We start from the raw sequence: 21807 nt of genomic DNA, 5'->3' as shown, positions 1-21807 counted from the left end.
TCCTATTTGAAAACAGAAACGCTGCACTGCGCCTCCGCGATTTGTGGATACCCGTCCAACTTAATTTTATTTTAACTAATAATCGCTGGAAAGCCAACATATACATGCTGTAGATGCTTGTCAACGGGAGGTATTCGTATATGGCCCCAGCACGCGCCAAACTCGTCTTTTTATCCATTCTCGTTCTTGTACTCCTGATTACGGGAACACTGTGGTTCGTCTTTAAGGATTCGCCCGAGTCCATGCCTTCCTACGCTCCGGATCAGGCCAAGCCTCCAGCGGCTTACAAGCCTCCGTCACCGATGGAGAGCGTCCAGCAGCCGACCGCGGAGGTGCTCAGCAAGCGGGTGGTGGAATATCACATCGATACGACCCTAGATCCGGACAGCCGGGTAATTAAAGGAACCCAGACCCTGACCTGGACTCATCCCGGCAAAAAAACGGTAAACGAGCTGTATTTTCACCTCTATCCGAACGCCTTCGCTTCCATGGATACGACGTTTATGAAGGAATCCGGCGGTAAGCTGCGCAATGACACGATGCCTGCCGACGGCTTTGGGTCCATGACCCTGACTGCGATGAAGACCGCCGACGGTCTGTCGCTGATGCACCGGATCCAATACGTGCAGCCGGATGACGGCAATACGAAGGACAAGACCTTGATGAAGGTGCGTCTTCCGCGGCCGGTGAAACCAGGCGAAAGCATCACGCTGACCATGCAATTCGAAGTCCAACTGCCCAAAATCTTCGCCCGAATGGGGACCGCCGGTAACTTTGTCATGGCAGGGCAGTGGTTCCCCAAAATCGCCGTCTACGAGCCCGTGGGAACGCGCGGCCGGACGAGCGAGGGCTGGGACCTGCACCAGTACCACGGAAATTCGGAATTCTACTCCGATTTCGGCATTTACAGCGTCCGCATTCACGTACCGAAGAACTACACGGTGGCCGCAACCGGTTTCCCGGTGCAGAACTCACAGATCAAGAACGGCGAGAAGATTTATCAGTTCTACGCCGACGACGTACATGACTTTGCCTGGGCCGCATCCCCCGACTTTATCGTCGCCGAGGAGCCGTTCTCTTCAGCGGAGGTGCCCGGGGTCCGGATCAAGCTGTATCTCGATCCCGCTCACAAGGATTTAAAGGAGCGCTATTTCTACGCCGCCAAGGCCGCGCTTAAATATTTCAGCAAATGGTACGGGAAGTATCCGTATTCCACCCTGTCTATCGTCGTTCCGCCCGAAGCAGGCAACGGGGCAGGCGGCATGGAGTATCCGACGCTGATTACGGCCTTCGGGGCCAAGGACGACTCCCCGGGTTATGACCTCGAGCGGACCGTCATCCATGAAATCGGCCATCAGTACTTCTACGGCATGATCGCCAGCAACGAGTTCGAGGAGGCCTGGCTGGACGAAGGCTTCACCTCCTACGCTGAGGATAAGCTGATGGAGCAGGAATACGGCGTCATCCCCAATCTGCCGATCCAGTCCTCACTCATCGCTTCGCCTGCGCCGCTGACCCAGGACGCCTGGAAATATACGTCGCAGAATCAATATGCACTGAACGTGTATTACCGCGGCAAGATGGTCCTGAAAGAAATGGAGACGCTGACCGGCGCCCAGACCATGAAGAAAATCATGTCCACCTATGCGAAGAAATACCGTTTCCAACATCCTGCCACGGCGGATTTTCAAAAGGTGGTCGAGCAGGTAACCAGCAAGTCGTGGCAGACCTTCTTCGATCAATATGTATACGGCAGCCAGATGGCCGATTTTTCGGTCGACGAAATTACGGTGCGCAAGGATAAGGATTCGGCGCAGCCCCGGTACGATTCTTTGGTGAAGGTCAGCAAAAAGGGCGGCGATCTGCCGCAGGTGCCGATACTGTTCACGTTTACGGACGGGCATCAGATCAAAAAGGTTTGGGACGTAAAGAACGCCAGTACCCAGTTCAAGCTGACATACAGCTCCCCGCTGGCCTGGGCCATGATCGATCCCGGCTATACGATCGTGCTGGAAAATAAACATGTGAACAACTACCTGAAGGCGGACATGGATCGTAAAGTGCTCCTCCGCTGGAACGTAAGCATTACCAAGCTGATTGAAACCCTGCTTGGAAGTCTGTCCTGGTGAGGTGAGAGCAGTGAAATCCTATATTGTTAACGGTTGGAAAAGCGTCAAAGACCAATTTTATGTCATGATCATCATGTTCCTGTACCAGCTGCTCTGGGGCTACTTCCTGTACCGTCTGATCGATTCGGCGGTCGTGCCGCTGCTGATGCGGTATCCCGATCCCCCGCCGACTGAACTCAGCCAAGTCCTCTATTATGTGGAGGGACAAATGAGCTTAACCCAAAGCAGCACCGTGCATACCTATCTGTGGGTTCTGTTGGGGATGGTCGCCCTCCGCATGCTGCTGACCCCTTTTATCCACGCGGGCATCTTCTACGGCCTGCACCGGGAGCATCAGGGGGAACGCGGACTGTTTTTCTTCCAGGGCATGAAGCTGCACGGCAAAACGGTGTTTCTTTTTCACCTGATCGAATGGGTGCTTATCGCCGCTCCGTTATACTGGATGATCCCGAAGATGTATCCAATTCTGCTCAGCGCGATCCAAAACCATGCCCAGCTGCTTCACTGCATCCCGTACATTGCAGTCTGGCTTCTGTACTGCTACATCGTCCATCAGATGATTCTGTTCATGCAGTTTGGCAAAACCGGTGGAACCAGCATGTTCTCCTCGCTCTGGATCTGCCTGCGAAGCGCGCTGCCGGTCATCGGCATATCCGTTCTGCTGGGCGCGGTCAGCCTGCTCTTGTATGGCATTACCAGCAGCGTCTCTCTGATCTGGGCAGGGCTTGCCACCCTGATTATCCAACAGGGCTATCATATGGTCAGCTGTATCTTTAAATTATGGAATATCTCCTCCCAATATGATTTGTGGCATCAGCAAATGAACCGTACGAAAAAAAATATTTCGGAATAGTTAAAATTTTGTCATCACTTTAATCCGCTGATAAAAGAAGAACCCCGTCTCTTTCTGTTGAAAAGAGGCGGGGTTTTTGTTGTAAAATGATTGTTAACCATTTGCCAAAGTATAAATCCTCTGTTAAAATAATCCGAGTACGAACTTAGTAACAACTTTGTAATCTTTGCTGTAACGATTTTGACTTTGCTGTAACTGATTTCATCATTTGTCCGTTCATTTGATTGGTATGTAACGAATTATAGGTAACTTGTCAGCATGTCCATTTCCGGTGCAATCATCACGAGCCGAATTCCCGGGCACCAGGAAGCGGGGGATCCAATTTTGGGTGAATTGATCTCGCTACAGAGGGATCATAGGGGACCTTCTACCGAATCCTTAAGCTAACCTCGCAGGCATTGGAAGGGGTTTATTTTTTTGAAGAAGAAGTTGGCAGCCGCAGCGCTGGGCCTTACACTTGCGTTCTCCATGGGCACCGGCAGCGTATTTGCGGATTCATCTCTGAATCACATCGTTAACAACACGATCGGCGTTTCTTACAAAACCGGCGGAACAACTACGAACGGCTTCGATTGCTCCGGTTTTACCCGTTACGTGTACCAAAAGCTGGGGTTAAACCTCCCGCGTGTATCCGCTGCGCAGTATAAAACAGGTACCGCTGTTTCCAAAAGCCAGCTGAGAGCAGGAGACCTGGTTTTCTTTAATACCCTAGGCGCAGGCGTTTCCCATGTCGGCATTTACATCGGCAACGGAAAATTCGCACACGCGTCCTCTTCGAAAGGCGTTACCATCAGCAAACTGAGCCAAAGCTACTACGCCAACCGCTACGTTGGCGCCAAACGGGTCATGAGTACGGCCAAATACCAAGCTGCGGTTTACAATTGATTATCTCTCGAAAACAATGCATATCCAGAACAACCCGCGCCGCTGATTTTTGCCGAAATCGCCCCGCGGGTTTGTTGTTACTTATTAGACGTAAGAACCACCGAAAAGGTAACAGCATTTCAAAAAATTTTTTTAAACGAGTAAATCCACGGTTTTCTCCTGTTTTTTCCACCCTTGTCATTTCTTTTACCCACTCGGCCAACAAATAAACATCATTTCCTATAAATTTTCCTACAAATCTTCTTTTTCTGTTAGAAACAATTGCCAAAGTCCGATTCCTTTGTTACAATAGTCCCAGCGATAGTAACAACTTTGTAATCTTTACCTGACACAAAGTTGCGAACGAATAAGAAGTAGCAGGGAATTATACATAGTGTAAAAAGTTCATGCCGAATTTCCTCACACTAAGGAAAGCGGGGGAACCAGTTATGGGTGAATTGATCTTGCTTCAGAGGGATCATAGGGGGCCTTCTACCGAATCCTTAAGCTAACCTCGCAGGCGCCGGAAGGGGTATTTTACTTGAAGAAGAAGCTTGCAGCAGCAGTCATGAGTTTCGCCATCGTGCTCACGGTCGGCACAGGAAGCGCTTTCGCGGATTCCAAGATGGATAAAGTGATTGACAGTGCGATCGGAACCAAGTACAGAACGGGCGGAACCACAACAAACGGATTTGACTGCTCGGGATTTACAATGTACGTATTTGATCAATTGGGCATCGATCTGCCCCATCAGTCTGGTTCCCAGTTCAGCATGGGTTCGGCCGTATCCCGCAGTGATCTGAGAGCAGGCGACCTGGTATTCTTTAATACATCGGGAGCCGGAGTATCCCATGTCGGAATTTACGTCGGCGACGGAAAATTCGCACATGCCTCCACTTCTCGCGGTGTGATCATCAGCTCTCTGAGCGACAGCTACTACGTCAACCGCTACGTTGGCGCCAAACGAATCATGAGTACGGATAAATACAAAACCGCCGCCGTCGATTCCGAGGACGTAGATGACGTCCAGTAATGCAGGTAAAGCAAGGGTACGAGATCCCGTAGAATGAGATTTTTGCCGAAATCTCCTTTTGCGGGATTTTTTGCGGACAGAAATGGGTAACCCTTCCATTCCCGCCCGCTACTCCTCATTTACCCCTCTATTCCGAAATTAAACAGATATCTGGGACAATCCGGAATATTTTTTCTCTAATGTTCAAATCCTACAGGGAGGTCTGGAAGGGAGATCTGCACATGAACCTCCAACATGAGAGCTTCATGATCGTCCCGATGACGCGGGAGGATGCTGAGACCGTCTGCGGCTGGGTGTACGAACCTCCATACGATTTATACGGCTGGCTGCCGTGGGATCAGATGGAGGCGCTTGGCGTTGAATTTGGTGATCCTGAGGTGAGGCAAAGCCAATATGTGTCCGTCCTGGATGCTGAACATACCCTGTGCGGGTTCGCGCAGTTCTTTCCCTTGGCAGGCGTGACCCGGCTTGGTGTTGGCATGCGGCCTGATTTATGCGGCCAGGGGCTGGGTAAGAGCTTTATGCAGGCTGTGGTCGGTGCAGCCCGTGATAAACGGCCAGGGGACGAAATCGACCTTGAAGTGCATACATGGAATAAGCGGGCCATCCGGGCTTACGGGAAGTCGGGGTTTGTCATCGCTGATACCTACCCCAAGCTGACCCCAGAAGGTGAACAGCTGTTTCACTGTATGGTCTATGAAGGGATCTAACTTGAAAACTCCATCATCATAAAAATGGTACAAATTTGTGTATTTTTGGTGGCCCCAAGTTTGGATTCGTTTGCTTTTTTGACACAAACTATTTGATGTGATGGCTTGTTCCGTTATAATGAAGGAATGAAGAATGACAGTTTACATAGAAAGGACGAAAACGGATGCAAAAATGGATCATGAGCGGTGTATTAACGATCGCAGTGGTTATGGCAATTGTGCTCATGTTTACGCTTCCAGGCAAAGAGCAGGTGGCGGAAGAAGAGAAGCCGACCATGCCGGAAGTCACGATGGACGCCGCAGCGGCCGAAGCTGTGGTTAAAGACCAAGGCTGCATTAGCTGTCACGGGGATCAGCTTCAGGGTGCCGTAGGCCCGAACCTTCAAAAGATCGGAAGCCAACTGTCCGCTGAAGAGATTTACACCATTATCACTAAAGGTAAGGGCGGCATGCCATCCTTTAAAGACAAGTTGAAAGCTGAAGAGATCGCCAATGTGGCCCAGTGGTTGGCTGAGAAGAAATAACGGTTGTAATGCATACAGAAACACGCTTTGGAAGAACGGGACGTTCATCGCAAAGCGTGTTTTTATTTGCTGCATTATTCTCGTTACCTTTTTTCGCCGGAACGCATTTTTTCGAACAGTTCGTTAAATTGGTGGGCCTCCTTAACATCCAGGGACGTAATCCCGCCCTCATCCCATGAAGTCAAACGCAGCGTCACATTTTTATAATCAATCGTAATAAAGGGGTGGTGGCCAAAAGCCTCTGAAATGGCCGCAACCTCATCCACAAAGGAAATGCCCTTCATGAAATTGGAGAAAACGTATTTGCGCACGATCCAGCGGCCCTCTTCAAGCTCCCAGCCTTCCAGCTTAGACAAATGCGTTTCTACTTCTTCTTGCGTATATACCATTCTTCCGTTCCTCCCTGAAACCTAACATCCCCGAGGTTCACCAGGATGTGTCATTAATGTATGCTCGGGCGAAAAACCTTTACCCATTGTATTCATCCCTGAATGTAATCATGCTTCTCCAAGGAGAGTACATACGAATAATATCTTACCATGGACGGGTTTATAAAATCCATCCGGCCCCAGGGACTATATCAGTGAGACTACGGTCAGCTCCTCGTCGCCGATCAAGAGGTTGATCCGGTGATGGTCCTTGTCATACATCACGACACCGCTTCCAACAGTGATGACAGGTTCGGCTCCCAGCGCATAGAACAAATCCTCCGCCAGCGCCTCATGCACCTCACGTTTCTCTTCGATACCCAGCTGCATCCAATCCTGCTCCGCCATTTCAAAAAATAAATAACTGTCCGGAATTTCCCCGACAGCTGCCGTCAAATCGGTCAATATGCCGTCATAGTCACGACCATGCTTAACACCCATGCCATTCCCTCCATATCGAAGTTTAGTTACTCATACGATCTATAAGCGATTATTGTGAATGGTGAACGCCCTGCTCCATGCGCCCCTGGGTCGGGGCATCAAGTGGGCCATTCGTCACCCGTTTGTGCTGTGATTATTCCCTGCAGGGTATGCTGCTTAGGCTTGATTTTGTAGGACAGATGAACCTTGTCATTTCATTATACCGGAAAATATCCCTTAAAAAAAAAGAGAATGGTGTCGATAAATAATATAAACCGTTTTTTGTGAAAGCGACCATGTTGCAAGGATGTAAACGCGGTCGATTCCGAAAGGATTCAATTCTATTTCTCATGGATGAGGTGTGCAATGGAAATTTCAACGATTGTTGGCCTGATACTCGGTGTGGTTGCAGTCCTAGTCGGCATGGTGCTGAAGGGCGCCCCGATCGTCAGCCTGCTGACGCCCGCCGCTTATGTCATTATTCTCGCCGGAACCGCCGCTACGCTGTTTATCGGCTTTCCGATGTCTGAGGTCAAAAAGTTCCCGAAGCTGTTAAAAATGACCTTCGTCAAACAAAAACTCATGCAGCGTCAAGAGCTCATCACCCTGTTCATGGAGTGGGCCTCCATCACCCGCCGAGAAGGCCTCCTCGCTCTGGAGACCAAGGTCGAAGAAATCGACGACGCCTTCCTGCGCAACGGTATGCGCATGATTATCGACGGTAACGACCAGGAGTTCGTCCGCGACGTCTTGATGGAAGATATTGCGGCGACGGAAGAGCGTCACCGTGCAGGTGCCCTGCTCTTCTCCCAAGCCGGTATGTATGCTCCTTCCCTCGGGGTGCTTGGTGCCGTCGTCGGCCTGATCGCCGCCCTGACCAAGATGGAGAATATGGCCGAGCTGGCCCACGCGATTGGCGCGGCCTTTATTGCGACACTGCTCGGTATTTTTACCGGTTATGTCCTGTGGCACCCGATCGCCAATAAGCTGAAACGCCTGTCCAAAAAAGAAGTGGAGCTCAAGCTCATGATGGTGGAAGGACTGCTGTCGATTCAATCCGGCGTATCCACCATTGCGATCAGCCAGAAGCTCTCCGTCTTCTTAACCCCTTCCGAGCGCGCTCAAATGAATGAGAAGGAGGATGGTTCAGGTGGCCAAGAAGACTAGACATGAACCGCATGAGGAGCATGCCGACGAATCCTGGCTTCTCCCCTATGCCGACCTGCTGACACTGCTGCTGGCCCTGTTTATCGTGCTCTATTCCATGAGCGCCACGGACGCCAAGAAATTTGAGGAAATGAGCCAGGCCTTCAACAATGCCCTCAGCACCGGAAACGGCGTGCTCAATTTCAGGTCGAATTTGCCGATGGATAAAAATATGGACCAGGGCAAAAAAGACTCCCAAGAGAGCATCGTCACGAATAACAATGACAAGAAACAGAAAGCCCAGCTGGCCAAGCAGGAACAGGAAGACCTGGAGAAGCTGAAGCAGCAGCTGGATCAATATATCAAAACGAACGGCCTGACGAACCAGCTGGATACCAAACTGAACCAATCGCAGCTTACGATCACGATCAGCGACAACGCCCTGTTTGCTTCAGGCAGCGCTCAGGTGAAGCCTGAGTCACGCCAGCTGGCGCTCGCCATCAGCAGCATGCTTCAGCAGTTCCCGACGTATGACGTCGTCGTGTCCGGCCATACGGACAATATGCCGATCTCGAACAGCGAGTACGCGTCCAACTGGGACCTGAGCTCCAACCGGGCGCTGAACTTCCTGAAGATTCTGCTCACCAACAAGCAGCTCAACCCGGCCAAGTTCACCTCCACCGCCTTCGGCGAGTTCCGGCCCGTGGCTTCCAACAATACCGCAGCCGGCCGTGCTAAAAACCGCCGCGTCGAGGTATCCATCATCCGGAAGTACCAGAATATCAGCGAGCAAATCCCGGTAACCACGAATAAAAAATAGCATAGCGATAACTAATGGACAGGCTGTTCCCTTTGGATAAAGGGAGCAGCCTTTTTGATAGTAGACGGCACATGTCTCAGGGAATGGGCTAATAGGTTGAAGCCCTCACCCTGTATCAGGCCTGGCCCCTCTCTACCCTAGGCGGTAATTCAGCAGCTGTCCGAGCTCTTCCTTTTCCTGCGGCGTTAAATCCCGCCATTTCCCTTTGCCCAAGGATCCCAGATGGATATTCATAATCCGGATCCGCTGCAGTCGGCGCACCTCGTAGCCGAAGGCGCTGCACATCCGGCGGATCTGCCGGTTTTTCCCCTCGGTCAGTATGATCTTGAACACCCGCTCTGAGATCCGCGTCACCTTGCAGGGAAGGGTCATTTCGCCCAAAATCTTCACCCCGCTGGCCATGCCTGTTAAAAAGGACGGCGTAACCGGCTTGTCTACCGTGACGATGTACTCCTTCTCATGCTTGCCTTCGGCCCGCAGTATTTTATTGACGATGTCGCCGTCACTCGTCAGGAGAATGAGCCCCTCGGAATCCTTGTCCAGCCGGCCGATCGGAAAAATCCGCTCCGAGTGGCCCACGAAGTCCACAATGTTGCCCTTGATATGCTGCTCCGTCGTACTGGTGATCCCAACCGGTTTATTCAGCGCAATATAGACATGCGTCTCCTTCTTCGCCTGCAGGGGCCGGCCGTTGACGCGGACGTCGTCCCCTTCCTCCGCCTGGCTTCCCAACACCGCCTGAACGCCGTTGATCGTCACCTTCCCGCTCTCTACCAGCTTATCCGCTTCACGCCGGGAACAATACCCGGTCTCACTGATATATTTGTTAATTCTCAAAGCTTATAACCCCATCTCATTATGGTTTACCCCGGACAAGAGTTCGGATCATTCCCGTTCTGGTCCTTCCCCATGCTCCGGCTGTGCCACCGGCAGCGTTAACGTAACCTGAGTGCCCTTGTTAACGGCGCTCTCGATCTGAAGTGATCCTTTATGGCCCTCCACAATCCGCTGGCTGACCATCAGGCCAAGGCCAGTCCCGTTTTCCTTGTTGGTAAAAAACGGTTCTCCCACCTTCTCCATCTGGTGCTCAGGAATCCCTACGCCCTCATCTGTAATCGTAATCCCCAGGTGGTCCGGATCCGGCCGGAACAGTTCAATATAGATGACGCCGCCTTCAGGCATCGCCTCCATGGCGTTTTTCAGTAAATTGATAAAGACCTGCTTCAGCTGGTTCTCCTCGCAATGAACGTCCGTCTCGTCCGTCTGGGAGGCCATCACGAACTCAATGCCGTGCAGATTGGCCTGACTGTTCAGCAGCGACAGCACATCCTCTAAAATATCACGAACATTTTTATTTCGGAAGTGCACTGCCTGGGGCTTGGCCAAAATTAAAAATTCGCTCACGATCAGATTGATTCTCTCCAGCTCAGACAGCATGATCTGGTTGTGCTTCGGATCGACGCGGTTGTTATACTCTTGCAGCTGCAGGAATCCCCGCAGCGTCGTGAGCGGGTTGCGGATCTCATGCGCCACCCCGGCCGCCAACTGCCCGACCGTGGTCAGCTTCTCGGACCGGCGGAGCAGCTCGTCCATCCGGTTGCGTTCCGTCATGTCTCTTGAGATGCTGATGAACGATACGACCTTTCCTTCCGGATCCCTGACCGCGGACGTGCTGATACTGACCTCCACGGGGGTCCCGTCCTTCCTGATTCGGACCGTTTCTACTGCCGGCAGCTGTTCGCCCTGCATTAAAGCGTCAAGCCTTGCCTGCACTTCCCCCTCCAAATGGCCGGGAACCAGGTTGATTCGCTTACCGACCACTTCATCGCTTGACCAGCCGTACAGCTTTTCAAAAGCTTGATTCACCTGAAGGATATTCCCCTCAAGGTCCGTCGTATGAATCGCATCCGCCGTCTGCTGGATGACAGACTCCAGATGCTCTTTCACCGAGCGGTTCTCTTCCACGGCCTGCTTGAGCTGGTCGGTATAGCTGCTCAGATTATCGGTCATCGTGTTGATTTTGGCGGCAAGCAATCCGAGCTCATCCTTGCTGTTGATGACGAGCGGCGTATCAAAGCGCCCCTGGGCGACGTTTTTCACTTTACCCAGAATCGCATCGATCGGCCGAATGAAATATCCGGCCTGCTTATAGCTTACAATGACGAATAAAATCAACAGAAAGGCCGAAATCGATATATAAGAGACAAGCTGCTTCTGCAATACCTTGGATATTTGCGCATAATCCATGACGATGCTGATGATGTAGGATGCCTGAGACGCACTGTTCACAGGGATAAAGCTCTTTAACAGCTTTTTACCATCGATGCGCGTTTCATAAACGACATTCGCTCCTGTCTGTGCCGCCTTCTCCACAGCCTGTTTGTCGTTTTCGAGGTCGATATATGTATAGGTACCGTAGCGTATCGGCCGATTATGCAGCTTAGTCTTATCATGGACATATCCTTGTCCGGACATTCGGACGCCCGCAAAGGTCTGCGGATTGATGCAGCTGATTTCAAGAATCTCCCCATTGATTTTCTTCGTTTTGTCGAGCACCTCCTCCGGACTCGGGATATGGGTGCCGATCTGATGGAGGGAATCAGTGCGAATATACGGATCAATGATATAGTTTCGTTTGGCGTCATAATAATAACCCCATTTATCGATTACGTTCGGCTTGGAGTTCGAATATTCAAACGGTCCGGTCCAAAAATGGTCGGCAGCCGCTCCGTACGGAATCGTTACGCGTTCTTGCTCGAAGAGCTGCTTAAACGCCTTATACCAGTATCCCCAGTCTTTGGTGGAGAGACCGAGCTCAGCAGGTTCCGAGGACTTGGCAATGATAATATCATCACCGGTTCGGACCAGCAGGGCGATATGGGTGACTCCCACCTGCTTGCTCAGCTTGGCCAGCTGCTCGTTCGTAATGTTCTGGATATCCGGGTCCAGCTCTTTGGCAGCCAATTTGGCAGCCACATGCAGCAGCTCCCCGATTTGGCGTTCGACCATGCCAGCGCTCTCCTGGCTCTGCTCAATGGAGGCGGCCACCTGCCTGGCGGCCAGCAGCATTTTGCGTTCGCTTTCCCGGCGTAAACTGGCTTGCGTTGTGTACAAACTAAGAATAATATTTAAAAGTAAAATCAGACAGAGTGAACCGGCCATGGTGAGGGACAGTTTCTTCTTCATTGACACATCGGGTCACCTCTAATCTTGCCTTGGCGATAATTGGAATAATCTATTCCATCATACTCTGTAGGCCGATATTTGAAAAGCTTGTCGAAAATGATCGGCTTAACTCGAAATAACGCAGCATGTCCACAACTTATCAACATATTCACAGCACCATTTAATAAATTGGGGATAATTCTGTGCGTAATCAAATAGTTATCCACAATTTTATGCACAGCATGTTAACAATAGAATGCTTGTTCGCTGAATAAGCCGAAATTCGGTATAGGGAGGCACTTTTACGTTGGAAAATCAAACGAAACATCCGCTTCATGTGGATGAGTCTGTGGATAATGATTGTCATGAACACTGGATGCGCGAGGCGATCCACCAAGCCAAATTGGCGGAGGAGTTGGGGGAGGTGCCGATCGGAGCGGTCATCGTCCGCAACGGGGAGATCATCGGGCGGGGCTATAACTTAAGGGAAACGTCCCAGGACGCGACCGCCCACGCTGAGATTGTCGCCATCCGGGAAGCCAGTATCGCCGTACAATCGTGGCGCCTGCTGGACTGCACGCTATACGTCACGCTGGAGCCGTGTCCGATGTGCTCCGGCGCGATCGTCCAGTCCCGCCTCCCGCGGGTCGTCTACGGCACCTACGATCCCAAGGCGGGGTGCGCCGGGACGCTGATGAACCTGCTGCAGGAGCCGCGCTTCAACCACCGCACCGAGGTCATTGCCGATGTGCTGCAGGAGGAATGCGCTGGGCTGCTGACGCAGTTTTTCCGCAAGCTGCGGGGCAAAGCCTGACACAAACAAACAGCCCGGCCAGTAACCCTGGCCGGGCTGTTGTGATTCGTACGGGGGCTGCTTAGTAAGCCGTAGCTCCCATTTTCTCCTGAAGCTGCTCCATCGTAATAACATCCGCTTCTTTTGGAATGCCGATGCTGAAGGTTTGCTTCTCATTGATCTTGCTGTATTGGCTCGTCGCCTCAAGCGACAGCTTCATGTTGTCCTTCGTTTCCGGATCGTTCATTTCCACGTTCATCACAGCACCCTGATAAGCAGGGAAGTTATCTTTATTGATGGCCGTGTTGACTTCGAACTGGTTAACTTTCAGGTAGTTCTTCAGATCGTTCAGACCTTTGCTGATTTCATCCTTGCTGTCGGTCGAGTTCAGATCCTTCTTCATTTGGTCGATATCTTCCTGGTTGACACCAAGCATCTCACGGTACTCATCCTTGCTGATAATATCAAGGATTTTCGGCAGCGCCTTGTTCACCAGAATGTCAGCCGCTTCTTTCACGCTGTCATTGGTTACATAGAATTGAACGACCTGCTTGGCATCCACGCCATCCGGGAGGTTCGCGTCTTTAACTGCAACGTCTTTGAAATATTTCTTACCATCATATTCGGTAAACAGAGTATTCATAATTTCGCCGGCGAGCTTCTTCGTCTTTTCGGGATTCATCATGTCGGGGTTAAAGGACGTTCCCTGCTGTTCCGCCAGCTCTTTCATATCGAGTACCAGGAATTTACCTACAACGTCTTCAGGCAGCGGCAGCATCGGAATGCTAGGCACTTTGACGTACAATTTATCTTGGGTCATTACCATCGGAATGTTAAAGCTCATGGACATGTCGCCCTTCAGGTTAATTCCGAGCGTCATCTCCGTTTGTTGTGGATCGTTCTGATATACCCCATCGATCGTCAATTCCGCATTTTTCAGCATGCTCATCACTTGGCTGGCTGCGGCGTTATCAGCACTTGCACTGGTAACCTGCAGATCTTTAATCGTTACCTTGCTCTTCATTTCGTACGATGTCATTTTCATCGCGTTGACGGCCGAAGCCTCCAGCGCTTCCTTCGGTTCCTTCTTGCTGCTGCAGCCTGCAAGCACCACGGTCATTGCCAAGACCAGCGTAAGAATCAGGGCTGCCCATTTCTTCTTCATCACAATCTCTCTCTCCTCTCGTCTCTAAAAAGCAAAAAAATACCCCTTGTAATCATAAACGATATCGTCCGTTACCGGAACCCTTTTTTGGAAATCTTTTGGTGAATTTTCATTTTTAACGCAAAAAAAGACATCCTGGCTATTAGCCGGATGCTTTTTTAGACGGGACCTTAGGACCCTTCTCTATTCAAATGACTAACATGTTTCCGATTCTTGACCTTCTTCGATCCGGACAACGGCTCCTGCATGCCGGACCGCTCCCGGTCTCGGTTACGCGGCTGCTGCTCTTGCGCTTCAGGTACCGGAACAGCGTTTGGTTTACTCATCGGCGATTCCCCCTGTATACATTAGAATGTTAAGAATGCGGATGCTCCAGGTCGATCGTGTGCTGATGATTGATTTCATGTTCATGCCTGCGATCATTTCGCTTCTGCTGCAACTGATTTGCCTGATGGCTGTTCACTGCCGTTTGATCTAAATCCTCGACGACATTGCTGAGATTTTTGTCGACACCCGGTTTGGCTTTGGTCATCGTTGTCCCTCTCTTCTTAAGAGTGATGCGTCAAATCGTGAAGGGCTTGAGCGCACTCGTGAATTTGGCGGGTGTAATCCTGCGCCATATTCTGAATGACATCCGTGCGTTCGTCTACCGTGCGTCCTTCGCGTTCTACATCCACCAGATCCACTTTAACCTCCCGCGTATCCACGTAGGAGCACTGGAAGTCGAATGAATACTTCGACCGTCCCGCGGTATCGATATGGATCCGCAGCGCCTGGGGATTTGCCTCGTCGGCAAACACCTGTGCCTGGTCGGATGAGTCAAGCGTTTGAGGAAGCTGGGATTGCCAAGCTTGGACCAATTTGTTTTGGTTCAATTCAAAGTCTCGGTTCATGATTGAACACCTCCCCTGCCTTTGTTAATGTGCGGAGGATGCGCTCTTTTTATACGATAACGGCGTTTGGCAAAAACAAAAAAAGCCGCTCCTGCATAAGCAGAATCGGCTTTGTCATTGGTTTGTTTAAATGGCGGAGGGGATGGGATTCGAACCCATGTGGACTTGCGCCCTAACGGTTTTCAAGACCGCCCCGTTATGACCGCTTCGGTACCCCTCCACGTGGAAAATACATCAGTGTCACGCAACGCGTAACAAAAATATATTACCACAGTTTAATGCTAATATCAACCCTGGCTTTTAGGGACAATAACTTTAACATTGCCCATATAAGGCTGAAGCACATCCGGAACGACAACGCTGCCGTCTGCCTGCTGATAATTCTCCAGTATGGCTGCCACAGTCCGTCCAACGGCAAGTGCCGATCCATTCAACGTATGCACAAACTCAGGTTTGGCCTTAGGCTCAGGACGGAAACGGATATTAGCACGCCGTGCCTGGAAGTCCTCTGTATTCGAGCAAGAGGAAATCTCCCGGTAAGCTCCGCTCTCAGGCAGCCAAACTTCCAGGTCGTACGTTTTTGCAGCTGAGAAGCCCATATCTCCCGTACTGAGCGCCATCACGCGATACGGCAGCTTCAGCAGCTGCAGAACGCGCTCCGCATTTGCCGTCATTTTCTCAAGCTCTTCATAAGAGGAATCCGGATGTACAAGCTTCACCAGTTCCACTTTATTGAATTGATGCTGGCGGATCAAGCCACGTGTATCACGTCCGGCCGAACCGGCCTCCGAACGGAAGCAGGAGCTGTAAGCCACGAAGTGCTTCGGCAGATCCTCCACCGATAAAATTTCATCACGGTAATAGTTGGTCACCGGCACTTCAGCGGTCGGGATCAAATAGTAGTCCGTGTCACGGATTTTAAACAGATCCTCTTCAAACTTCGGAAGCTGTCCGGTCCCGCGCAGGCTGTCCCCATTCACGATATAAGGCGGAAGCATTTCTTCGTAGCCATGCTCGCTGCTGTGCAAATCCATCATAAAGTTGATGAGCGCACGCTCCAGACGGGCACCGAGCCCCTTGTAGAACGTAAACCGCGAACCTGTAACCTTGGCTGCCGCTTCAAAATCAAGAATGCCCAGGTCCTGGGCCAGATCCCAGTGGGCTTTTGGCGTAAAATCAAACGTTGTCGGTTCCGACCACCGGCGAAGCTCCACATTGTCTTCTTCGGACTGGCCGACCGGTACCGATTCGTGCGGAATATTCGGAATGGCCATCGTCAGATCAGAAATAGACGCCTCCAGTTCGCGCACTTCCTCGTCCATCGCTTTGATCTGGTCGGAAACCTGACGCATTTCCAGAATAAGCTCGTCGGCGTTCTCCCCGTTCTTTTTGCGCTTGGCTACTTCACCGGAAACGGTGTTGCGGCGGTTTTTCAGCGCCTCGCTCTCCTGCAGCAGCTCCCGGCGGCGGGTATCCAGCTCGGGAAATCCGGCGATCAAATCCAGCGACTTGTTCCGGTTTTTGAGTGCCTGCTCCACTCTCGCGAAATCACCGCGTAATATTTTCACATCCAACATTGGACAATTCCTCCTAAAAAGAAAAACGTCTTGTGCGACGTACTTCCATGATGAGACCTGCGTGAATCAAAAAACAACCCTGACCCCTTGAAAGGTATCCTCGGACCGCCGCTCAGGCCGCCAACCGAGGAATACCTTTTACCTAAAGCTTACCCATGAGGCAGCGTTTAGATATCATCAAAAGAGTCAAGGTGTCATCGTGTTACCATCGTTTATCCTGCTGATTTAAGACGCTTGACTGGCTTTTACCATATCCACAAAATACTGATGTAGCCGGTAATCATCCGTCAGTTCGGGGTGGAACGAAGAGGCGAGCAAATGGCCCTCTCGCGCGGTCACAATCTCATCGTTATAGGAGGACAGTACGTCGACTCCATCGCCCACACTGCGGATCAGAGGAGCACGGATAAAGACGGCACGAACCGGTTCCTCAATCCCCTTGACGTCCAAATCTGTTTCAAAGCTCTCCCGTTGACGTCCAAAAGCATTGCGCGCCACGGTGATATTCATCAGCCCCAAGTGGGGCTCTTCCTGGCCTTCGATCGACTTCGCCAGTACGATCAATCCGGCACAGGTGCCAAAAATCGGCTTGCCTGCCTCCGAAAATTGGCGAATCGCTTCAATAAACCCGTATTTCCGCATCAGCTTGCCGATGGTCGTACTTTCGCCGCCAGGAATAATCAGGCCCTGAACTTGCTCCAGTTCCTCTACCTTTTTAATGGCGATACCTTCAGCGCCGGCCAGCTCGATGCTGCGAATATGCTCTGCTACGGCACCCTGAAGCGCCAGTACCCCGATTTTCATATGTCCAGCCTTCTCTCTCTTACCAGCCGCGGTCCGACATCCGCTCAGACGGGCTCAGCTTCGAAATCTCAATGCCTTTCATTGGCGCACCCAGGTTTTTGGATACTTCGGCAATCAGCTTGTAGTCTTGGTAATGCGTTGTTGCTTCCACGATCGCGCGGGCAAACTTCTCTGGATTATCGGATTTGAAAATACCCGATCCCACGAATACCCCGTCGGCTCCCAAATGCATCATCAGCGCTGCGTCGGCTGGAGTAGCCACGCCGCCCGCAGCAAAGTTAACGACCGGCAGCTTGCCGCTCTCGTGCACACCAAGCAGAAGGTCGTATGGTACGCCAAGGTTTTTCGCTTCGGCATACAGCTCGTCCTTCGACATGCTTTGCACTTTACGGATTTGACTGTTGATCAGACGCATATGACGAACGGCTTCGACAATGTTGCCTGTTCCCGGCTCGCCTTTCGTACGGATCATCGATGCGCCTTCGCCGATGCGGCGCAGCGCTTCTCCCAGGTCTTTGGCGCCGCAAACAAACGGCACGGTGAAGTCCCATTTGTCGATATGAAATACTTCATCGGCAGGCGTCAGAACTTCGCTCTCGTCGAGGTAGTCGACGCCGAGGGATTCAAGCACCTTCGCTTCCACATAATGACCGATACGGGCTTTCGCCATAACCGGAATCGATACGACTTTCATAACCTCTTCTACAATCGTAGGGTCAGCCATACGCGCTACACCGCCGGCAGCACGAATATCCGAAGGAACGCGTTCCAATGCCATAACGGCAGTTGCGCCCGCAGCTTCAGCGATCTTTGCCTGTTCGGCATTCATGACGTCCATGATGACGCCGCCTTTTTGCATTTCAGCCATACCTCTTTTAACTCTCGAAGTTCCCGTTTCCAATGGTTTACGCCTCCCGAAATATATATCATGTAATCCGCCCTTGCCTATGAATGGCAGGATGGTTGCATACTCTGCAGAGCTGCTTTGGTGGACTAAAGCAAAAATCTTATATTGATCTTAAAAAAGATTTTTGATTCCGTCAAATAAATCACCAAACATTTCCTTAATGGCGCGGAAGAACAGGCGCAGCCAGCTGCCCTTCTCCACTTCGTCCGATGTGATCAAATTGACGGTTTTCGTCTGAGGCTTCTCAATCCCATCTACTTTATAGGTATAAGTGATGGTACCGACCTTGGTTCCCTGCTTGATCGGAGCCACAAGCTTGTCCGTCGGCTCAAGCTGAGTTTTGAAGGTAACGCCTTTGGCATCGGAGCCTTTAGGTACCATAAAGGAGACTGGGGCATCCGTCACGACGCCGACCGAAGTTTTGACGCCTTTTTTGACCTCAACGGAGTCCAGACCTTCAACCTTGGATTTGCCGGCCACGGCCTGCTTGATCTCAAAGTTGTTGAAGCCGTAATCAAGCACCTTCCGGGTCTCGGTAAAGCGCTGTGCTTCCGATTTCGTTCCCATGACGACGCTGATCAGGCGCATCCCATCGCGTTCGGCCGTTCCCGTAAAGCAGTTGCCGGCGTTATTGGTATGACCCGTCTTAAGGCCGTCCAACCCCGGGTAGGCGTAAGCCTTAAAGTTCGGAATATCCTTATTCGCTTCAAGCATCCAGTTCCAATTGATGATCGGATTTTTATCGCGCTCACGGAACTTATAGGATTGGATCGCCGTATATTTGGAAAAATCCGGATGGTCCTGGACGATATGCTTGCCCAGGATGGCAGCGTCCATCGCGGACATGACCGTCTCCCCTTCAGCCGAAGGACGATACTTCTCAGGCATATCCGCACGGTCGAGCCCAGTGGAGTTGATAAAGTGGGCTGTCTTCATCCCGAACTTCTTAGCCGTTTCATTCATTAGCTTGACGAATTCCTGTTCAGACCCGGATGCATACTCAGCCAGCGCTACGGTAGCATCATTCGCCGAACCCACCGCCATCGCTATGTACAGTTCCTCAACGGTATGTTGATCATTAGCATCTAAAAAAATACGCGAGCCGATCGTCTTGGAAGCATTATCGCCAACGGTCACGACATCGTCCCATTTAAACTTGCCCTTTTTGACCATATCTGCGATGAGATATTCTGTCATCATCTTGGTCATACTGGCTGGCGGCAGTGGTTGATCCGCGTTCACCGACAAGAGGACTTGCCCCGTCGTTGGTTCGATCAACACGGCGGATCTCACTTGAAGCTGCAAAGACGATACGCTTGGCACCTTGCTGGCCGTAGTTGTCGATGCGGTATTCGTAGTGGTCGTTGTTGCTGTTGTTCCCTCAGCCAAAGCCATGGCCGGTAGAGCGGACAGCATTAACATATTCAATAGCATAACCGAGGCTACGCTCTTTTTGACAAAGTGACGTTTACGTTTGTGCGAAGATGGTTTCCCCAACTTGCTCCATTTCTTACTCAATGAATTGTTAACTCCCCTCTTGCCCTTAAATCTTACTTGTCTATTCTAACACAGGGTATACTGCAAAAAAAGACAGACAGGCCTAATTTAGGCCTGTCTGTACAAGAAGATGTTGGTTTTGTGCAAACCGTGTCGAATATTACAACGAGTAGTTTGGAGCTTCTTTCGTGATCTGCACGTCGTGCGGATGGCTCTCACGAAGACCCGCACCCGTGATGCGGATAAATTGGGTATCTTCACGCAGCTCCTGCAGGTTTTTCGTTCCGCAATAGCCCATGCCTGAGCGGAGACCGCCGATCAGTTGGTGAATCGTGTCGGACAAAGGACCTTTATAAGCGACGCGGCCCTCAATTCCTTCCGGAACGAGCTTCTTATCGTCGTCCTGGAAGTAACGGTCCTTACTGCCTTGTTTCATGGCACTCATGGAGCCCATGCCGCGGTAAACCTTGTAGCGGCGGCCTTGGTAAATTTCCGATTCCCCAGGGCTCTCTTCCGTTCCCGCAAACAAGCTTCCCAGCATAACGGCATGGCCGCCGGCTGCAAGTGCTTTTGTAATTTCACCGGAGTACTTAATACCGCCGTCTGCGATGATCGGCACTCCGTATTCTTTGGCTACCGAAGCACAATCGTAAATTGCTGTGACTTGCGGCACGCCGATACCGGCAATAACGCGCGTCGTACAGATCGATCCCGGTCCGATACCGACTTTGACAACCGAAGCACCCGCCTCGATCAGGTCGCGTGTTGCCTCGCCCGTAGCCACGTTGCCTGCAATGATCGTAAGATCCGGGTACAAGCTGCGCAGATGGCGAACCGCATCCAAGATGTTGATATGATGGCCGTGTGCGGAATCGACGACGATGACGTCAACACCAGCCTTGACCAGGGCTGCGGCCCGATCCAAACCATCCTTGGAAATACCGATAGCCGCACCTACGAGCAGACGTCCTTGTGCATCTTTCGCTGCATTCGGGAACTGAATGGCTTTCTCAATATCTTTAATGGTAATAAGACCTTTTAATGTGTTGTTCTCATCAACCAGCGGCAGCTTTTCGATTTTGTGCTGCTGCAGAATGACTTCCGCTTCTTGAAGCGTCGTACCTACTGGGGCAGTTACCAGGTTTTCACGAGTCATCACTTCGGAGATCTTAATGCTGTAATCATGAACGAAGCGCAGGTCGCGGTTTGTAAGAATACCGATCAGTTTGTTATGCTCGTCCACAATCGGAACACCCGAAATCCGGAATTTCGCCATGACCTGTTCGGCATCGGATACGAGATGATCGGCTGTCAGTGAGAAAGGATTGGTGATAACGCCGCTCTCGGAACGCTTAACCCGATCCACTTCCTCCGCTTGCTGTTCAACCGACATATTTTTATGAATAATGCCGATGCCGCCTTCACGTGCAATCGCAATGGCCAGGGCAGCTTCCGTTACTGTGTCCATCCCTGCACTGATCAAAGGAATGTTCAGCTTAACCGAATCGCTTAGTCTCGTGGACACATCGACTTCCTTTGGCAGCACTTCGGACTTCCGGGGTACCAGCAAAACATCGTCAAACGTAAATCCTTCTTTAGCAAATTTTTGTTCCCACACTTCGTAATTTCCCCCTCATTTGTCATGTAATGTATTTGTTAAAATCCTTATGCAACAAGGCTTGAAAATCGTTTCTGAAAATATATTATTGCCATCTTAGCAAAGCCCACTCGAAGCTGTCAAGGTAATCAGTCTGGTAAAAATGAGAGGAATCGCCCTTGTCTTGCAGGGACAAATACATGTCCACTTGAAGCGGACAACATATGCAAAAGACATCCCATTGGTGGGATGTCCAAAATCATTTCGGTTCATACATGAAACTGGGGGGAGGAACTACCTTTAGGTTGCCAGGCCCTGAATTGTATCAAAAATAGAACATTCCAATCCAAGGGTTTGAATAAAACAAAAAAACCACCGTTGATATTCATCAACAGTGGTTCTTCGCTTGGCAACGTCCTACTCTCCCAGGACCCTTCGGTCCAAGTACCATCGGCGCTGGAGGGCTTAACGGTCGTGTTCGG

At 51.0% G+C, this 21807-nt stretch carries 22 protein-coding genes, 1 tRNA gene, 1 rRNA gene and 2 riboswitches; of the genes, 9 read left to right on the top strand and 15 right to left on the bottom strand.

The window, feature by feature from the left end:
• The first annotated feature begins 140 nt into the window (after nt 1-140).
• The 6 genes from ABID47_RS33405 to ABID47_RS33380 all read left to right on the top strand — a co-directional run bounded on the left by ABID47_RS33405 (nt 141) and on the right by ABID47_RS33380 (nt 6113).
• Nucleotides 141-2129, top strand: a complete 1989-nt coding sequence (locus ABID47_RS33405; RefSeq protein ID WP_354503431.1) for a M1 family metallopeptidase — start codon at nt 141-143, stop codon at nt 2127-2129.
• A gap of 10 nt (nt 2130-2139) precedes the next feature.
• Nucleotides 2140-2982 (top strand): hypothetical protein, encoded by an 843-nt coding sequence (locus tag ABID47_RS33400; protein ID WP_089549438.1) that lies wholly within the window; start codon nt 2140-2142, stop codon nt 2980-2982.
• Between the two features lie 275 nt (nt 2983-3257).
• A riboswitch (cyclic di-AMP (ydaO/yuaA leader) is annotated at nt 3258-3395 on the top strand.
• A gap of 4 nt (nt 3396-3399) precedes the next feature.
• Nucleotides 3400-3867 (top strand): C40 family peptidase, encoded by a 468-nt coding sequence (locus ABID47_RS33395; RefSeq protein ID WP_076176941.1) that lies wholly within the window; start codon nt 3400-3402, stop codon nt 3865-3867.
• A gap of 377 nt (nt 3868-4244) precedes the next feature.
• Nucleotides 4245-4384: riboswitch (cyclic di-AMP (ydaO/yuaA leader) on the top strand.
• Nucleotides 4385-4387: 3 nt separating this feature from the next.
• A complete protein-coding gene (locus ABID47_RS33390) occupies nt 4388-4879 on the top strand; it encodes a C40 family peptidase (RefSeq protein ID WP_420819922.1) in 492 nt (163 codons plus the stop codon).
• 221 nt (nt 4880-5100) lie between these two features.
• Complete coding sequence (locus ABID47_RS33385) at nt 5101-5589, top strand: GNAT family N-acetyltransferase (protein ID WP_354503430.1); 489 nt, start codon at nt 5101-5103, stop codon at nt 5587-5589.
• Nucleotides 5590-5753: 164 nt separating this feature from the next.
• Nucleotides 5754-6113 carry a c-type cytochrome gene (locus ABID47_RS33380; RefSeq protein WP_076176938.1) on the top strand — a complete coding sequence of 120 codons (360 nt, stop codon included), beginning with the start codon at nt 5754-5756 and terminating at the stop codon, nt 6111-6113.
• Between the two features lie 83 nt (nt 6114-6196).
• Here ABID47_RS33380 and ABID47_RS33375 read toward each other — a convergent pair whose 3' ends face one another.
• The gene (locus tag ABID47_RS33375) at nt 6197-6502 is read right to left on the bottom strand and encodes a 4a-hydroxytetrahydrobiopterin dehydratase (RefSeq protein ID WP_076176937.1); all 306 of its coding nucleotides are present in this window, start codon (nt 6500-6502) and stop codon (nt 6197-6199) included.
• A 186-nt stretch (nt 6503-6688) separates the two neighbouring features.
• Nucleotides 6689-6982, bottom strand: coding sequence for a hypothetical protein (locus ABID47_RS33370; RefSeq protein WP_076176936.1), 294 nt, complete (start codon nt 6980-6982; stop codon nt 6689-6691).
• Nucleotides 6983-7327: 345 nt separating this feature from the next.
• On the opposite strand from ABID47_RS33370, the gene motA reads away from it, so the two are divergent.
• On the top strand, nt 7328-8128 hold the full coding sequence (gene motA, locus ABID47_RS33365; RefSeq protein ID WP_105444927.1) for a flagellar motor stator protein MotA: 801 nt from the start codon (nt 7328-7330) through the stop codon (nt 8126-8128).
• Complete coding sequence (motB, locus tag ABID47_RS33360; protein WP_354503427.1) at nt 8112-8927, top strand: flagellar motor protein MotB; 816 nt, start codon at nt 8112-8114, stop codon at nt 8925-8927. Before motA ends, motB begins: the two co-directional genes overlap by 17 nt.
• Before the next feature lie 132 nt (nt 8928-9059).
• Here the strand turns inward: motB and rluF are convergent, their stop codons facing one another.
• On the bottom strand, nt 9060-9764 hold the full coding sequence (gene rluF, locus ABID47_RS33355; protein WP_251679271.1) for a 23S rRNA pseudouridine(2604) synthase RluF: 705 nt from the start codon (nt 9762-9764) through the stop codon (nt 9060-9062).
• Between the two features lie 48 nt (nt 9765-9812).
• Nucleotides 9813-12113 carry an ATP-binding protein gene (locus ABID47_RS33350; protein ID WP_354503425.1) on the bottom strand — a complete coding sequence of 767 codons (2301 nt, stop codon included), beginning with the start codon at nt 12111-12113 and terminating at the stop codon, nt 9813-9815.
• Between the two features lie 286 nt (nt 12114-12399).
• Between ABID47_RS33350 and tadA the strand changes: the two genes are divergently transcribed.
• On the top strand, nt 12400-12906 hold the full coding sequence (tadA, locus tag ABID47_RS33345) for a tRNA adenosine(34) deaminase TadA (protein WP_354503423.1): 507 nt from the start codon (nt 12400-12402) through the stop codon (nt 12904-12906).
• Nucleotides 12907-12967: 61 nt separating this feature from the next.
• On the opposite strand, the gene ABID47_RS33340 is transcribed toward tadA, so the two are convergent.
• The 11 genes from ABID47_RS33340 to rrf all read right to left on the bottom strand — a co-directional run.
• Nucleotides 12968-14050: a hypothetical protein gene (locus ABID47_RS33340; protein ID WP_116234508.1), complete on the bottom strand. Its 1083-nt coding sequence runs from the start codon at nt 14048-14050 to the stop codon at nt 12968-12970.
• Between the two features lie 170 nt (nt 14051-14220).
• Nucleotides 14221-14376, bottom strand: a complete 156-nt coding sequence (locus ABID47_RS33335; RefSeq protein ID WP_354503420.1) for a small acid-soluble spore protein P — start codon at nt 14374-14376, stop codon at nt 14221-14223.
• 29 nt (nt 14377-14405) lie between these two features.
• Nucleotides 14406-14582 (bottom strand): hypothetical protein, encoded by a 177-nt coding sequence (locus tag ABID47_RS33330; protein WP_251679275.1) that lies wholly within the window; start codon nt 14580-14582, stop codon nt 14406-14408.
• Nucleotides 14583-14598: 16 nt separating this feature from the next.
• Nucleotides 14599-14943, bottom strand: coding sequence for a hypothetical protein (locus ABID47_RS33325; protein WP_076176929.1), 345 nt, complete (start codon nt 14941-14943; stop codon nt 14599-14601).
• Between the two features lie 131 nt (nt 14944-15074).
• A tRNA-Ser gene (locus tag ABID47_RS33320) sits at nt 15075-15163 on the bottom strand.
• Nucleotides 15164-15230: 67 nt separating this feature from the next.
• Nucleotides 15231-16520 (bottom strand): serine--tRNA ligase, encoded by a 1290-nt coding sequence (gene serS / locus ABID47_RS33315; RefSeq protein ID WP_089549444.1) that lies wholly within the window; start codon nt 16518-16520, stop codon nt 15231-15233.
• 225 nt (nt 16521-16745) lie between these two features.
• Nucleotides 16746-17324, bottom strand: coding sequence for a pyridoxal 5'-phosphate synthase glutaminase subunit PdxT (pdxT, locus tag ABID47_RS33310; protein WP_212986169.1), 579 nt, complete (start codon nt 17322-17324; stop codon nt 16746-16748).
• A 19-nt stretch (nt 17325-17343) separates the two neighbouring features.
• Nucleotides 17344-18225 carry a pyridoxal 5'-phosphate synthase lyase subunit PdxS gene (pdxS, locus tag ABID47_RS33305; protein ID WP_076176926.1) on the bottom strand — a complete coding sequence of 294 codons (882 nt, stop codon included), beginning with the start codon at nt 18223-18225 and terminating at the stop codon, nt 17344-17346.
• Between the two features lie 117 nt (nt 18226-18342).
• Nucleotides 18343-19665, bottom strand: a complete 1323-nt coding sequence (locus ABID47_RS33300) for a D-alanyl-D-alanine carboxypeptidase family protein (protein ID WP_354503416.1) — start codon at nt 19663-19665, stop codon at nt 18343-18345.
• Nucleotides 19666-19888: 223 nt separating this feature from the next.
• Nucleotides 19889-21346 carry an IMP dehydrogenase gene (guaB, locus tag ABID47_RS33295; protein ID WP_076176925.1) on the bottom strand — a complete coding sequence of 486 codons (1458 nt, stop codon included), beginning with the start codon at nt 21344-21346 and terminating at the stop codon, nt 19889-19891.
• 383 nt (nt 21347-21729) lie between these two features.
• A 5S ribosomal RNA gene (gene rrf / locus ABID47_RS33590) occupies nt 21730-21807 on the bottom strand; the annotation flags it as partial.

It is taken from the genome of Paenibacillus favisporus (assembly GCF_040545415.1).
GTDB lineage: Bacteria > Bacillota > Bacilli > Paenibacillales > Paenibacillaceae > Paenibacillus_AQ > Paenibacillus_AQ favisporus.
The sequence above is the reverse complement of the archived record's forward strand: the minus strand, read 5'-3'. Positions and strand labels throughout refer to the sequence as shown.

Bases quoted from the DNA above. Each gene is read 5' to 3' on its own strand.
- ABID47_RS33325 (WP_076176929.1), bottom strand. From the start codon at position 14,943: ATGAACCGAGACTTTGAATTGAACCAAAACAAATTGGTCCAAGCTTGG.
- ABID47_RS33300 (WP_354503416.1), bottom strand. From the start codon at position 19,665: ATGCTATTGAATATGTTAATGCTGTCCGCTCTACCGGCCATGGCTTTG.
- ABID47_RS33380 (WP_076176938.1), top strand. From the start codon at position 5,754: ATGCAAAAATGGATCATGAGCGGTGTATTAACGATCGCAGTGGTTATG.
- ABID47_RS33385 (WP_354503430.1), top strand. From the start codon at position 5,101: ATGAACCTCCAACATGAGAGCTTCATGATCGTCCCGATGACGCGGGAG.
- ABID47_RS33405 (WP_354503431.1), top strand. From the start codon at position 141: ATGGCCCCAGCACGCGCCAAACTCGTCTTTTTATCCATTCTCGTTCTT.
- ABID47_RS33340 (WP_116234508.1), bottom strand. From the start codon at position 14,050: ATGAAGAAGAAATGGGCAGCCCTGATTCTTACGCTGGTCTTGGCAATG.
- ABID47_RS33350 (WP_354503425.1), bottom strand. From the start codon at position 12,113: ATGAAGAAGAAACTGTCCCTCACCATGGCCGGTTCACTCTGTCTGATT.
- motA (WP_105444927.1), top strand. From the start codon at position 7,328: ATGGAAATTTCAACGATTGTTGGCCTGATACTCGGTGTGGTTGCAGTC.
- ABID47_RS33375 (WP_076176937.1), bottom strand. From the start codon at position 6,502: ATGGTATATACGCAAGAAGAAGTAGAAACGCATTTGTCTAAGCTGGAA.
- serS (WP_089549444.1), bottom strand. From the start codon at position 16,520: ATGTTGGATGTGAAAATATTACGCGGTGATTTCGCGAGAGTGGAGCAG.
- pdxT (WP_212986169.1), bottom strand. From the start codon at position 17,324: ATGAAAATCGGGGTACTGGCGCTTCAGGGTGCCGTAGCAGAGCATATT.
- ABID47_RS33330 (WP_251679275.1), bottom strand. From the start codon at position 14,582: ATGACCAAAGCCAAACCGGGTGTCGACAAAAATCTCAGCAATGTCGTC.
- ABID47_RS33335 (WP_354503420.1), bottom strand. From the start codon at position 14,376: ATGAGTAAACCAAACGCTGTTCCGGTACCTGAAGCGCAAGAGCAGCAG.
- ABID47_RS33370 (WP_076176936.1), bottom strand. From the start codon at position 6,982: ATGGGTGTTAAGCATGGTCGTGACTATGACGGCATATTGACCGATTTG.